The sequence below is a fragment of the Streptomyces sp. NPDC031340 genome, assembly GCF_055569945.1.
The window spans coordinates 173,459-186,804 of record NZ_JBVIIE010000007.1 but is presented as its reverse complement, the minus strand read 5'-3'; the positions used below and the strand labels follow the sequence as shown (position 1 = coordinate 186,804).

The following is a 13,346-nucleotide window of genomic DNA, read 5'->3' as shown; positions in this document are numbered from 1 at the left end:
TAACGCAGTCGCGGTTACCGTCCTGACACTTCGTCTAAGAACGGTGCGGGACGGCGGCCGGCCGCGGTCCGGTACCGCAGGCCCCTGTCCCAAGGGCCGTCACCGCCCGAGCCGCAGCCGAAGGCTCAGCCTCCCCACAGCCCCGGAGATCCGCCATGCCCGTTTCCGCCCGCCTGCTGGCCACGGCCGTCACGACCGCCGCCTGTCTGGGTGCCGCGGCCCTGCCCGCCGCCGCTGCCCCGCAGTCCGACGCCGTGGTCTCGCGCGGCGTCACCATCCCGGACTTCTACACCCCGCCCGCGGACCTGCCCGCCGCGAACGGCACGGTGATCCGCAGCGAACCGCTTCCCCTGGCGCTGAGCCTGCCGGGCCTCGACGGACCGCTGCCCGGCACCGCCACCCGCCTGATGTACAGGTCGACCGATTCTGGCGGTGGTCCGGTGGCGGTCACCGGCGCCTACATCGAACCGTCCGCCGCCTGGAACGGCAGCGGGGCCCGGCCCCTGGTCGCCGTGGCCCCCGGCACCATGGGACAGGGCGACCAGTGCGCCGCGTCCCTCGGCCTGGAGCACCCCCTGCTGGTCAACGGCCAGACGCTGTCGGTCGGTTACGAGGACCTGGCGATCTACCGCCTGCTGGCCCGGGGCATCGCCGTGGTCGTCACCGACTACGCGGGGCTCGGCGCCACGGACCGGCTGCACACCTACGTCAACCGCGTGGACGAGGGGCATGCCGTCCTCGACGCCGTCCGCGCCGCGCGGTCCCTGAGCGGCACCTCGGTCACCTCCGCCTCGCGGGTGGCCCTGTTCGGCTACAGCCAGGGCGGCGGCGCTACCGCGGCGGCCGCCGAACTGCAGCCCTCCTACGCGCCCGACGTCGCCCTCGCCGGCACCTCCGCGGGCGCCCCGCCCGCGAACCTGATCGAGGTCACCAAGGGCATCGACGGCAGCGAGCTGACCGGCGCCCTGGGCTGGTCGGTCAACGGTTTCCTGCAGTCCGACCCGGCGCTGGAGCAGGTCGCCGGCGCCCACCTGAACACGGCGGGCAAGGCGGCGCTGAAGGACCTGTCGACCATGTGCGTGGGCGACGCGCTGCTGTCCTACGGCTATGCGCGCAGCACCAAGTGGACCACCGACGGACGCTCCCTCAGCGACGTCATCGACGCGGAGCCGATGCTGAAGGCGTTCCTGAACGAGCAGCGCATCGGCACCATGAAGCCCGCCTCCCCCGTGCGGGTGGCCACCGGCACCAGCGACAACCTCGTACCCCACGCCCAGGCGCGACGGCTCGCGGTCGACTGGTGCGCCAAGGGCGCCGACGTGACCTACAAGCCCGTCGTCCTGCCCAGCCTGGGCAGCGCCCTCATCAACCACTTCACGCCGCTGCTCACCGACCAGGGCGACGCCATCTCCTGGCTGACCGACCGGCTCAACGGCAAGCCCGCCACCTCCAACTGCGCGAGCCTGCCCCTCCAGCCCTGACCGGGCCAGGGCGGCAGCGGGCGGGTGGGGGCGCGGCGACCGGCCGTCAGCCCCCGCCCGCGTGCTCGTGACCGGGAGGCGTCCCGGGCGAGGTGCGGCGCCGGCCGACGTCGCGGTCGAGCCACCAGTCGCGGACCGCCAGGACCAGCGCGCCCAGGGCCGGCAGCACGCCGAGTCCGACGGCGGCCGCCACGGCGGACCGGTAGTCGTGGTGACCGGCGATGAGCACCATGTAGAACACCCCGGGCAGCGCCGCCGTACCGACGGCGCCGCCCAGTCGCTGCCCCGTCTGCAGCGCGCCGCCGGCCGCTCCGGCCATCCGCACCGGCACGTCCCGCAGCGTCATGGTGACGTTCGGCGAGATGACGCAGCCGCTGCCCACACCGCCGAGGAGCAGCGCGGGCAGGGCGAGCCACACCATGCTGCCGGCGGGCGCCCAGCGCAGCACGGCCGCGGTCGTGCCCAGGCCGAGCGCCACGCCGGCCAGCCCGCAGACGGTCAGCAGCCGGCCCAGTCGCTCCACCAGCCGGCCGGCCGCCGCGGCGGCGACGGCCGACCCGAGGGCGAACGGCGTCACCGCGAGCCCGGAGCGCAGCGGCGAGTAGCCCAGGCCGTTCTGCAGGAACAGGGCGAAGACCAGCCACACGCCGCTGAAGCCCACGAAGTACAGGGTGGCGATGGCGGCCCCGGCGGCGTATCCGCGCGTGGCGGTGACCAGAGCGGGATGCAGCAGCGGCCGGCCGCCGCGGCCCGCGACCCGCCGCTCCCACCGGGCGAAGACCACCAGCAGGGCCAGGCCCACCGCGAACAGCCACCACAGCCGCCGCACGCCGCCGGACTCGGCCAGCACGAGCGGCAGCATCAGCGCCAGCACCCCGCAGCCCAGCAGCGCGACGCCGCCCAGGTCGAGGCTCTCGCGGCGGCCCGTGGCCGTCCTGGGCAGCAGCCTGATTCCCAGCACGAGCGCGACCACACCGACCGGCACGTTGACGTAGAAGATCCAGCGCCAGCCGTCGGGTCCGGCGGCCAGCTTCAGGATCAGACCGCCCACCACCGGGCCGACGGCGCCGGAGACGCCCACCGTCGCGCCGAACAGGCCGAAGGCGCGGCCCCGTTCGGCTCCCCGGAACATCTGCTGGATGAGGGCGGAGTTCTGCGGGGCGAGGCAGCCCGCGGCGACGCCCTGGGCCAGGCGGGCCACGACGAGCAGCGTGATGGTGGGGGCGGCTCCCGCGATCGCGCTGCACACCACGAAGGCCGTCAGCGCCAGCAGGAAGATGCGGCGCCTGCCGACCGCGTCGCCGATACGGCCGGCCGTCACCAGCACCAGTGCGAAGGTGAGGGCGTAGCCGGAGACGACCCACTGGATGGCGGGCGCCGTGGTGTGCAGGTCGCGTTGCATGGACGGCAGCGCCACCGCGACGATCGTCACGTCGAGCAGGCTCATGAACCCGGCCACCAGGGTGACCCACAGGGCCCGCCACCGCCTGGGGTCGTTGCCGCCGTCCGCCTCGGCCGGCCTCTGCCGGTCCGCGCCCGCCCGTGTTCCGAAGTGCACCGGATCTCCAGTCTCCGCCCGACTCCACCCGTCCCCGCCGGGCACGCCCGCCGCGTTCCGCGTTCGCCGCGTCCCCCGGTACGGGTTACCACCGCACGGCATCCCGCACGCCGGACGGCGGATCGGTGATCCGGCGTACGCCCTCGTGCCGCCGTGAGCCTTGTATGCGCCGCCGCTCCGGAGGGAAGAATGCGCCGTGCCGAAGGTCACGGCGGCCGGTGCGGCCGCCCGCCCCGGCACCAGGTCCCTCCAGAAAGAGGTCGGCTCCCGTGCTGCTACGTCTGCCCGAGTCCGTGCCCGAGGCGCAGGAGTGCATGGCCGCGGGGGCGGTGCCTGTCGGAGGGGCGACCCTCGTGTGGGCCGTCTGGCAGCGCGACGGCTTCCCCGAGCAGGCGATGTCGCTGCGCAACCTGCCGGAGGCCAACGTGATCGCCCACGACAGGCTGGGCGCCGCCGTGGTGCTGAACCGCGTCGACGACCGCGTGCCGGAGGTGCTCAGGCGGGCGGCCGCCACGGTGGGCACCGGGGCGGTGCGGCGGACGGCCACCGTCGGCGGCAACCTCGTCGGCAGCACGCTGCGCTGCCTGTTGCCCGCGGCCCTCGTCCTGGACGCCCGGGCTACGGTGCTGGAGCGGGACCGCACGCACGAGAGCGCGCTCGCCGAGGTGGTGGCCAAGCAGCCGCTGCTGCTCGGCATCCGGTGGCGCGAGCCGGTCGCCAGCAGCTACCGCAAGTCGGCCGCCGAGCCGGGCGGGCCGCCGCCCCTGGTCGTCGCCGCCGCGATGCACGACGAGGGCGGCGGACGCCGTCGCCTGCGGGTCGCCGTCCGCGACGGCTACGACGTGCTCAGCGGCAGCGTCCCCTGCGACGGCGACCCCGGGCAGGCGGTCCGGACCCTGGACGAGGGAACCATCGGGACGCTGCACCCGGAGGCCCGGGATGTGGTCGCCGACCAGGTCACCGACCTGCTGACCCGGACGACCGACACCTGATCCCGGCCGGCAGGGCCGGCCCCGCCCGAGGGGGCGTTGCCTGGGGGCAGCGGCGGTGGCCGCGGTCATGTCTTCCGTTTGGCGGGGAAGCGGGCGGGGCCGCCGTCCAGGGTGACCTTCAGGGCCGTGGACGTGACGTCCAGCGCCGTGGCCTTCAGGCCGAGGGGGTAGTCGGCGTCGGCGCGGCCGGCCAGGTTGCTCTCGATCCGGTCGACGAGCCGGGCGGGTGCGGGACTGCCGAGGACCTCGGCGTCCTCCAGGCTCAGGGCCAGGCGCCCGTCCTCGAGGCTGGGCCGCAGCGTGGCCCGACCGAGCCCGCCCCTGAGTTCGAGGGTGATGGTGTCGGCCCCGGCGTCCAGGTGCACGGCGGTGATCGGCAGCCGCTTGCCGCGCGCGCCGGCCATGCTCTGCAGGGACTCCGCGGGGATCTCGACGTTCGCGTGGGTGCGGGCGACCGTGCCGGAGCGGCTGCCGGTCAGCCGGATGTCGTCCAGGCGGGCGCGGACGGACACGTCGGAGATGCGGCCGAGGGTGGCGTGGTCGCCGCTGATCGTCACGGAGTCGAGGTGCCGGTCGAGCAGGGCGAGCAGGGCGGGGCCGCCGTCGATGTCGACGTCGCTGCCGTCGCCGAGCAGGCGCCCGGCCGCGGCCGTGAGGCGACTGTGCAGCAGGGTACGGGCGGCGGCCTCGGCGACGCCGGCGACGAGCAGTACGACGGCGAGGACCACGGCGATGACGGACGCGGCGCGGTGCCGCCGGAACAGGGACCGGATCACCGCTGCTCCTCCGGGGCGCTCGTGACGGCCGGGCCCGGCACGGTGCCGGGGGCGTCGGGCGGTGGCGCGGAACCCTCCGGGTCGAGGTGGGGCAGGACCCGGTCCAGTCCGCGCGGCAGCCACCAGTTGGCGCGGCCCAGCAGGTACATCGTGGCGGGCACCAGGACCAGCCGGACGAGGGTGGCGTCGATGACGACGCTGACGCCGAGACCGAGGGCCAGCATCTTGATCACCACGTTGGCGGACAGCAGGAAGGCCAGGAAGACGCTGGTCATGATGAGGGCGGCGCAGGTGATGACGCGGGCCGTGCCGGCCAGGCCGGTGGCGACGCTGAGGTGGTTGTCCCTGGTGTGCAGCCAGGACTCGCGGATGCGGGAGAGCAGGAAGACCTCGTAGTCCATGGACAGCCCGAAGACGATGGCGAACATCATCATCGGCACGTACGACTCGACCGGTACGGGTTCGTCGACGCCGAGCAGTGAGCCGCCCCAGCCCCACTGGAAGACCGCGACGACGACACCGTAGGCGGCGCCGATCGACAACAGGTTGAGCACGGCCGCCTTCAGGGCGACGAGGAGGCTGCGGAAGACGACGAGCAGCAGCAGGAAGGCCGCCGCGACGACGACCGCGATGATGACCGGCAGCCGGTCCACCACGACGTCCCGGAAGGTCAGCTGGGCGGCCGTGTGGCCGGTGACGTAGCCGTCCGCGCCGTGACGTTCCAGCACGTCGGGGAGGGTGTCGTCCTCCAGGCGGTGCATCAGGTCGGAGGTGGCCTGGTCCTGGGGCCCGCTGTCGGGGGTGACGGTGGCCGTCAGCAGCGCCCGGTCGTCGGTGACGGCGGGCTGCGACACCGCCGCGACGCCGGGGGTGGCCGCGAGCGCGTCGTGCAGGGACGCGGACAGCTGCCGCGCCTGCGCGGTGGTGGTGGCGGGCGCGAGGGCGGCGACGACGGTGAACTGGCCGTTGGCGCCCGGACCGAAGGCGTCGGAGACGAGGTCGTAGGCCCGGCGGTCGGTGTAGCCGGCCGGGTCGGCGCCGTTGTCGACGTGGCCGAGCCGCATGACGGCCGTGGGGACGGCGAGCACACCCAGGACGAGCGTGCCGACGGCGAGGAACAGCCAGGGACGGCGGCCGACGGTGGCGGCCCAGCGGTGCCAGGTGTCGGTGGTGGCGTCCGGTTCGTCGACGGGGGGCCGTACCCGCCAGCGGTCGATACGGCGGCCCGCGAGGCCCAGCAGTGCGGGGGTCAGGGTGAGCGCGGCCACGGCGGCGACCAGCACGGTCAGGCCGGAGGCGATACCGAGGGTGCCGATGAACGCCACACCCGAGGCGTACAGGCCGCCCAGGGCGAGGGCGACCGTCGCGGCGGCCACGATCACGGCGCGGCCGCTGGTGGCCACCGCCCGGCTCGCCGCCTCCACCGGGTCGCCGGTGTCCCGCAGCAGCCGGCGATGGCGGGTGGTGAGGAACAGCGCGTAGTCGATGCCCACGCCCAGGCCCATCATCGTCGCCAGGGTGGGGGCCGCGGTGCCGAAGGTGAAGGCGGCGGCCAGCAGGCCGAGCAGCGACACACCGCCCAGGAGGCCGACGACGGCGGTCAGCAGCGGCAGTCCGGCCGCCGCCAGGCTGCCGAACCCGGCGAGCAGCACGACCACGGCGGTGCCCAGCCCGATCATCTCCGACAGCCGGTCCCCGCCCTTCGGACGCGCCAACTGGCCCAACTGGCCGCCGTATTCGACGTCGACGCGGTCGGCGCGCAGGCCGCTCACCGCGTCGTCCACCCGGTCGAGGTAGGACGTGCCGAACTTGGCCGGGTTGTCCGTGAAGCGGACCGTGACGATGCCGGTGGCGCCGTCCGCGGAGACCGCGCCCGGCGTGCTCAGCGGGTTGGTCACCGAGGTCACGTCCGGCAGTTCGGCGAGAGCGCCGACCGCCCCGGCGACGCCGTCCGCGTGGGCGTCGAGCCGTCCGGTGCCGGTGTGCAGGACGACCTGGGAGGCATTGCCGCGCACCTGCTTGGACCCATGGGCGTCGAGCAGGTCGGCGCCGGTCTGCACGGAGGTGCCGGGCAGCGAGAAGTCGTCCTCGAAGGTGCCGCCCCGGACGCGGTCGGCGGCGAACACGGCCACCAGCACCAGCAGCCAGGCGCCGAGCACCCACCAGGGCCGCCGGGCGCAGCCGCGACCGAGCCGAGCCAGCCGACCGGCGGCGACGGGCGGGCGGGGGCCGGGGCCGGGGCGGTCGTCGGAGGGGGGCGTTTCGGGTGTTTCCGGTGTTTCCGGTGAGGTCACTGGTGTCGTCTCTGGTGTTTCCGGAACGTGGTTCATGCACTCGTTCCTGGTCGGGCCCTGGCGGGCTAAGTGGGTGGGACGGGACCGGTCGGCGCCCTCGCCGCGAGGGCGCCTCCGGGCCGCCGCGTTCAGGAGCGCCGGTCGTTCAGGGGCGCCGCGTCAGGACTGCCGCGTTCAGGGCTGCCGCCAGAAGCGGCGGTGGCGTTCGGCCCAGCGCCGCGCGCGGTCGCCGTAGCCGCCGTCGAGCGCCTTGTCGCGGATCGACAGCAGCCGCACACGCCACTGCTCGCCCGGCAGCCCGCGCAACTCGGCCAGGTCCTCGCGGAGTTGCTTAGGCAGCGCCTGCCGACGGTGCTGTGCCCGCTCGGCACGGTTCCGCACGAGCGTGCCGTAGTCGCCGTCGAGGGCGTCCCGCCTGATCCGGGCCGCCGCCTGCGCGCGCCGGCGCGGCTCCATACCGCGCAACGCCCGCAGGTCGTGCCGCAGTTCGGCCGGCAGGCCGGTCCCCGGCCGGACTGCCGGCCGCGGCTCGTCGCCGGTGCGGACGACGGCGTCGGCGAGCCCGACGGCCGGCGTGACCGCGACCGCGGAGGCGGCGCCGGTCGACGCGGACGACATGGACGCCGCCGACCACGTGAGCCCGGACAGCACGGTGACGCCGGCGACGGCCAGTGCGGTGGTGCGGGCGCGGTGTCCCGCCGTGGTGCGGATGCGGTTCACGATCTCTCCTCGCCGATGTCGCTCGATCTTGGTCCCAGCGTGTCGGAGGGGTGCGAGCGGAAGGTTCGGCGAATGTTCGGGCTGTGTAAGGCGCCGGCCGCCCGGGCGGCCCGGCGGTCGGCGGCTGGCTAGCATCGGGGCCGGGCCCCGGCCGCGGGGGCGAGGAGAGAGGCACATGCCGGAGAACAAGGGGCTCGTCCTGGTGGTCGAGGACGAGGGGAACATCGCCGACCTGCAGCGGCGCTATCTGAGCCGTGAGGGCTACGGCGTCCACGTCGAGGCCGACGGTGAGGGGGCGCTGGCCGCCGCCCGCCGGCTGCGCCCGGTGGCGATCGTGCTGGACATCGCCCTGCCCGGCATGGACGGCATGGAGGTGTGCCGTCGGCTGCGCGAGGCGGGCGACTGGACCCCAGTGGTGTTCGTGACCGCCCGGGACGAGGTGACCGACCGCATCCTCGGCCTGGAGATCGGCGCCGACGACTACCTGACCAAGCCGTTCTCCCCGCAGGAACTGGTCGCCCGGGTCAAGAGCCTGCTGCGGCGGGCGGCGGGCCCGCAGCGCGACCCGGTGTGCCGGCTGGGGCGGCTCACGCTGGACGCCGGCCGCCGCACCCTGCGCGTCGACGACCGGGCGGTGGAGCTGACGACCACCGAGTTCAACCTGCTGGCCTTCCTCATGCTCCACCCCGAACAGGTCTTCAGCCGCGAGCAGTTGCTCGCCCAGGTCTGGGGCTACGCCGGATACCGGGACACCCGCGTGATGGACGTCTACGTCTCCCAGCTGCGTGCCAAGCTCGGTGACGCCAGCCCCATCCGCACCGTCCGCGGGGTCGGCTACAGCGTCACCGGCGACCGCCCGTGACCCGGGTGCGCCGCCGCGGCTCCCTGGCCGGCGGCATCGTCCTGCTCACCACCGCGGTGGCCGCCGTGGCCGTCGTGGTGACCGGGCTGTTCGCCTGGCGGATCATCCGCACGACCGCGGAGGCGCAGGAACGCGATCAGCTCTCCCGGCAGGCGGAGGTGCTCGCCCGCACCCCGCCGCTGGCCACCTGGATGCTCGACCGGCAGCAGCGGATCGCCGGCGGTGAGGACATCCGGCTCGCCCTCGTGCGCCCCAACGGCGCGGTGGACGGACCCGCGGCGGCCGTCGTCGACGCCGGCCGGCGAGGGGCCCTGCTCGCGGGCCGCTCCGTGTCCGCCACCGCCGGTGTCGACGGGCAGGAGGTGCTGGTGGAGGGCGCGCCAACCCCCGCGGGCGGCGGGCTGGTGCTCACACAGCCGATGAGCGCCGTCGACGAGGCCACCGACCGAATCCGCGGCAGCCTCGTCCTGCCGCTGGTGCTCGGCCTGACCGGTGCGGCGCTGGCCGGCGCGCTGCTCGGCCGGCGCCTGGCCCGTCCGCTGGTGTCCGCCGCGCGCACGGCGCACCGGCTGTCCGACGGGGCGCGTGGGCTGACGGTGTCCGCGGAGGGCCCCGCCGAGCTGGCGGAGCTCGTCGGCGCCCTGAACACCCTGGACGCCGCCCTCGCCCGCAGCGAGAGCCGGCAGCGGGAGTTCCTCCTGTCCGTCTCCCACGAGATCCGCACCCCGCTGACCACCGCACGCGGCTACGCCGAGGCCCTCGCCGACGAGGTGATCACCGGGGACGAGGTGCCGGAGGCCGGCCGGGTGCTGCGCACCGAGATCGAGCGTCTGGAACGGTTCGTCGGCGACCTGCTCGCCCTGGCGCGCCTCGAAGCCGACGACTTCCGGCTGGACGTCGACGAGGTCGATCTGGACGTGCTGGTGGGGGAGGCCGCGGCCGCCTGGTCGGTGCGCTGCGCCCGGCACGACGTCGACTTCCGTGTGGAACGCCCCGGCCGGCCGCTGGTCCTCGCCACCGACGGCTTCCGGGTACGCCAGCTCGTCGACGGCCTCGCCGAGAACGCGCTGCGGGTCACACCCGCCGGGAAGCCGCTGGTCCTGGCTCTCGCCCCGGAGGGCGACGGCGCCCGGATCCAGCTGCGCGACGGCGGTCCCGGACTCACCGACGACGATGTCGCGATCGCCTTCGAACGCGGCGCGCTCACCGCACGGTACCGGGGCGTCCGGGCGGTCGGCAGCGGCCTCGGCCTGGCCATCGCACACCGCCTGACGACCCGGCTCGGCGGCACCATCGGCGCCGAGGGGCGCGCGCCCGAGGGCGGCGCCTGCTTCACCGTCCGCCTGCCGCCGCGGCCGCCTGTGTGAACCGTCCGGGCTCCACAGTCGTAGGCCGGTGATCCTCGGGTACCCAGCTCCTCGTGCACGATCCGCACGGCGGCGCCGGGGCCCGGCCCCGCCGTCGACCAGCGACAACGAAAGGCACAGTGGTGAGCACAGTCAAGGAAACCGTGGAAGTCGAGGTCCCCGTTCACACCGCCTACAACCAGTGGACCCAGTTCGAGGAATTCCCGCAGTTCATGGAAGGCGTCGAGGAGATCAGGCAGCTCGACGCCGGCCACAACCACTGGGTCACCAAGATCAGCGGCGTGCAGCGGGAGTTCGACACCGAGATCGTCGACCAGCTTCCCGACGAGCGGATCACGTGGCGCACGACGAGCGGTGACACCCACCAGAAGGGCACGGTGCGCTTCGAGCGCGTCGACGAGACGCACACCCGCGTGGAACTCGTGATGGACGTCGAACCCAGCGGGGCGGCGGAGAAGACCGCGGACATGCTGGGGGTCATCGACCGGCGCGTCAAGGGCGACATGCGGCGCTTCAAGGAGTTCATCGAGGGCCGCGGGAGCGAGTCCGGAGCCTGGCGCGGGCGCATCCGGCCCGGCGACGTCTAGACCTTGACGTGAGGACCGCGGCGAAGCGTCTCGGCCGGGGCACGGCGAAGGCGCTTCGCCGCTTCGCGCCCGCGCCCGGCAGCTCGCAGGCGGGTTCGCCCCCGGGGCCGGCGCCTCGCGGGCCGGCGCCTCAGGGGCTGTCGCCGTGCCAGTCGAAGCGGCGGCCGTCGTGGGGGCGCGGGACGTACAGGGCGCGGCCGCCGGGGCCGTAGCGGCCTATCTCGGTGTCGAGCGCGACACCGTGCCGCAGTTCGTGGTCGGGCCGGCCGGTGGTGTCCAGGAGCAGCCCGTCGAGCGGGCCGCCGACCAGTTCCGCGTAGGTGCGGCCGGGTCGCGGACCGGCGTCGTCGTGATCGGCGCCGTAGACCCGGCCGCGCATGAACTCCGTCTCGTCCATGTCCGCAGCTTCGCATCCGCCACTGACAACGGCCTCCCCGAGGCCGCGCGGAACCTCACCGCACGAAACCACGCTTCGAGCGGGCCAGCACGATCAATCCGGCGATCAGCAGGACGGTGCCGGCCGCGGCGGGCCACAGGGTCGTGCCCGTCTCGGCGAGTCCGCCGCCCTGGACCGCCTGCTGCTCCGCCTGGCCGGCCGCGACGGGCTCGTTCGGGGCCGCTGCCTGGGACTGCGCGGCGCCGCCGCCGTTCGGGACGCTGTCGTCACTCGTGGCGCTGCCGCCGTTCGTGACGCTGTTGTCGCCCGTCGCGCTGTTGTCGTCCGCCGCGTCGTCGTCGGTCGCGGCGGCGGTGCTCTGACGGGACGAGGACGTGGCGTAGACCCGGGGCGCCGTGGTGGTGGACCCCGCCGCCTTGCCGTCCCCGCCGCCGGCGGGCGACCGGGTGGCGGGAGCCTCCTGGGACGGCACTTCGGACGGCGCCTCGGACGGCTGCGCGGTGGGCGCGTCCGTGGTGGGCTGCTCCGTGGGCTGCTCCGTGGGCTGGTCGGTCGGCTGCTGGGTGGGCTCCTGGGTGGGCGCGTCCGTCGGCTGCTGGGCCGCTCCCCCGCCCGAGCCCGGGTCCGCGCCGCCGTCGGCCCCGGAACCGCACTGGCGGCCGCTGTTGACGCAGTCGGCGATCTCCTGGGCCAGTCCACCGGTCGTGATGCTGATGAAGTCGTCGTGGTCGGTGGCCGCCTTGTGCAACTGCTCCGGGAAGCCGTCCACCGCGTAGGCGTTCTTGACCTGGCCGTTCTCGACGGTCGGCGCCGGAACGTCGTACACCAGGCGCATCGTCAGCTGCGGGATCGCCTGGAAGCCGCCGGGGCAGTTGCCGCTCGCGTCGGCGAAGGCGACATGCGTGCGGTGGTTGGCGCTGTCGGTGTTGCGGCCGTCCCAGCAGCTCTGGAAGGCGAAGGAGCGCACCACCTTGCTGCCCTGCGGACAGATCGGGTACTGCTCGGTCAGCTGGACCTTGTCCTCGAAGCCGGTGCAGCTCCAGTGCGCGTTGGCGTTGGCCAGGCCGTTGGTGGTGGTCTTGGCGTCACCGGTGATGATGCGCAGGAACTGCGGCATCTCGACGACCTTGCCGGTGGGGCTGCCGACGTACTTGATCTCGGCTTCCTGTGCGGTCAGGATCCGGCCGACGTTGCCTTCCTTTCCGCCGCCGTCCTGGTTCTGGTCGAACTCCTGCGTGCCGTCCTGCAGCCGCAGCACCGGCCAGTAGTAGGACGACAGGTCGTCCTTGTTCTCGCAGCTGGTGCCGCCCTCCAGGAACGTGCCGTTGCTGGAGAAGGCGTTGATCTTCTGGTTGCCGACGTAGTCATGGGTGTGGTGCGCGCCGTTGGTCACGCCGGGCGCCACGATCACGTTGTCGGTGTTGTAGTTCTTGTTGGCGTTCACCCCGCACTTGGTGGTGAAGGAGCCGGTCGAGGCGTCCGCGGTGGTGCGCGGCGCGGCGGGGACGTTCGGCTGGACCTTGGTGATGTCCACGAAGTCCGCCGCGACCGGGCCGTTGCCGGCCTGGCCGCCGTTGCCCGCCTGTCCTCCGCCGTCGCCCTGCTGCCCCTGGCTCTGGTCCTGGCCTTGACCCTGGTCCTGTCCACCGGCCTGGGCGTCGGGGACGGCGAGCGTGCAGGCGGCCAGGGAGTCGAGACCGGCCGGGCGGTCGCCGACCCGGCCGATGGCGACGGCGATCCGCTCGATCGCCGCGGCCCGCTTCTCCTTCAGCGGGTTCATGATGGCGTTGTCGGCGAAGCCGCTGTCCTGCCGCTGATCCGGGGCGGTCGTCTGCAGCCGCTGGTAGGCCTCCGCGATCTGCTGGTCCAGCAGGGCCAGTTCCTTGTCGACGTCCGCCCGCGCCTGCTCCGGCACCTGCGTCAACTGGGCACCGACATCAGGGCAGTCGATGGTGCCGGCCATCGCGCTGCGGGTCTGGGCGGCGTCACCGCCGGAGCCGCCCTCGGTCGCCGAGGCGTAGACGTTCACCCCGACCAGCCCGCCTCCGCCCAGGATCAGCGCGAATGCCGCGAAGGTCGCGCGGCGTGGGCCTGTCGGGCGTCTGCGCGTACTGCGTCCCACGAGAACTCTCCTACGGATACGGATCATGGCGGTCAGGGCATGGCAATCCCTCGCCCCATACGGACCGCGGCGGCCGCGTGTTCAACCGCTTCACGAATTCATAGGAAGATCTCAGCCGCACCCGCTCCCCATGTGCCCTCGATTGCCGCCCCGGCTGCGGGGAACCCGGGGACGGCCGTACGCACTCACA

At 74.2% G+C, this 13,346-nt stretch carries 11 protein-coding genes; 5 read left to right on the top strand and 6 right to left on the bottom strand.

Annotated elements, in window-relative coordinates; translation table 11 throughout:
• Positions 1-155 precede the first annotated feature (155 nt).
• A complete protein-coding gene (locus ACZ5GT_RS07360; protein ID WP_469016085.1) occupies positions 156-1,481 on the top strand; it encodes an alpha/beta fold hydrolase in 1,326 nt (441 codons plus the stop codon).
• Positions 1,482-1,527: 46 nt separating this feature from the next.
• Here the strand turns inward: ACZ5GT_RS07360 and ACZ5GT_RS07355 are convergent, their stop codons facing one another.
• Positions 1,528-3,039, bottom strand: a complete 1,512-nt coding sequence (locus tag ACZ5GT_RS07355) for an MFS transporter (protein WP_469016078.1) — start codon at positions 3,037-3,039, stop codon at positions 1,528-1,530.
• Between the two features lie 269 nt (positions 3,040-3,308).
• On the opposite strand from ACZ5GT_RS07355, the gene ACZ5GT_RS07350 reads away from it, so the two are divergent.
• The gene (locus ACZ5GT_RS07350) at positions 3,309-4,031 is read left to right on the top strand and encodes an FAD binding domain-containing protein (protein ID WP_469016071.1); all 723 of its coding nucleotides are present in this window, start codon (positions 3,309-3,311) and stop codon (positions 4,029-4,031) included.
• Positions 4,032-4,096: 65 nt separating this feature from the next.
• Here ACZ5GT_RS07350 and ACZ5GT_RS07345 read toward each other — a convergent pair whose 3' ends face one another.
• The 3 genes from ACZ5GT_RS07345 to ACZ5GT_RS07335 all read right to left on the bottom strand — a co-directional run bounded on the left by ACZ5GT_RS07345 (position 4,097) and on the right by ACZ5GT_RS07335 (position 7,821).
• Positions 4,097-4,807: an LmeA family phospholipid-binding protein gene (locus tag ACZ5GT_RS07345; protein WP_469016068.1), complete on the bottom strand. Its 711-nt coding sequence runs from the start codon at positions 4,805-4,807 to the stop codon at positions 4,097-4,099.
• Positions 4,804-7,101, bottom strand: coding sequence for an MMPL family transporter (locus ACZ5GT_RS07340; RefSeq protein WP_469016065.1), 2,298 nt, complete (start codon positions 7,099-7,101; stop codon positions 4,804-4,806). Before ACZ5GT_RS07340 ends, ACZ5GT_RS07345 begins: the two co-directional genes overlap by 4 nt.
• 174 nt (positions 7,102-7,275) lie before the next feature.
• Entirely contained in the window at positions 7,276-7,821 is a 546-nt protein-coding gene (locus ACZ5GT_RS07335; protein WP_469016060.1) for a hypothetical protein, read from the bottom strand.
• Between the two features lie 175 nt (positions 7,822-7,996).
• Here ACZ5GT_RS07335 and ACZ5GT_RS07330 point away from each other — a divergent pair, with 175 nt between their 5' ends.
• The 3 genes from ACZ5GT_RS07330 to ACZ5GT_RS07320 all read left to right on the top strand — a co-directional run bounded on the left by ACZ5GT_RS07330 (position 7,997) and on the right by ACZ5GT_RS07320 (position 10,637).
• Positions 7,997-8,683 (top strand): response regulator transcription factor, encoded by a 687-nt coding sequence (locus tag ACZ5GT_RS07330; RefSeq protein WP_469016056.1) that lies wholly within the window; start codon positions 7,997-7,999, stop codon positions 8,681-8,683.
• Positions 8,680-10,050, top strand: a complete 1,371-nt coding sequence (locus ACZ5GT_RS07325; protein ID WP_469016051.1) for a sensor histidine kinase — start codon at positions 8,680-8,682, stop codon at positions 10,048-10,050. The genes ACZ5GT_RS07330 and ACZ5GT_RS07325 overlap by 4 nt, the downstream gene beginning before the upstream one ends.
• A gap of 122 nt (positions 10,051-10,172) precedes the next feature.
• Entirely contained in the window at positions 10,173-10,637 is a 465-nt protein-coding gene (locus ACZ5GT_RS07320; RefSeq protein ID WP_469016046.1) for an SRPBCC family protein, read from the top strand.
• A 130-nt stretch (positions 10,638-10,767) separates the two neighbouring features.
• On the opposite strand, the gene ACZ5GT_RS07315 is transcribed toward ACZ5GT_RS07320, so the two are convergent.
• Together ACZ5GT_RS07315 and ACZ5GT_RS07310 are read right to left on the bottom strand one after the other, a co-directional pair.
• Positions 10,768-11,034 carry a hypothetical protein gene (locus tag ACZ5GT_RS07315; RefSeq protein ID WP_469016039.1) on the bottom strand — a complete coding sequence of 89 codons (267 nt, stop codon included), beginning with the start codon at positions 11,032-11,034 and terminating at the stop codon, positions 10,768-10,770.
• A 55-nt stretch (positions 11,035-11,089) separates the two neighbouring features.
• Positions 11,090-13,156 carry a DUF1996 domain-containing protein gene (locus tag ACZ5GT_RS07310; protein WP_469016034.1) on the bottom strand — a complete coding sequence of 689 codons (2,067 nt, stop codon included), beginning with the start codon at positions 13,154-13,156 and terminating at the stop codon, positions 11,090-11,092.
• Between the last annotated feature and the right edge of the window lie 190 nt (positions 13,157-13,346).

Excerpts from the sequence above, each read along its gene's own strand:
- ACZ5GT_RS07330 (WP_469016056.1), top strand. The coding sequence starts at position 7,997 with ATGCCGGAGAACAAGGGGCTCGTCCTGGTGGTCGAGGACGAGGGGAAC.
- ACZ5GT_RS07315 (WP_469016039.1), bottom strand. The coding sequence starts at position 11,034 with ATGGACGAGACGGAGTTCATGCGCGGCCGGGTCTACGGCGCCGATCAC.
- ACZ5GT_RS07360 (WP_469016085.1), top strand. The coding sequence starts at position 156 with ATGCCCGTTTCCGCCCGCCTGCTGGCCACGGCCGTCACGACCGCCGCC.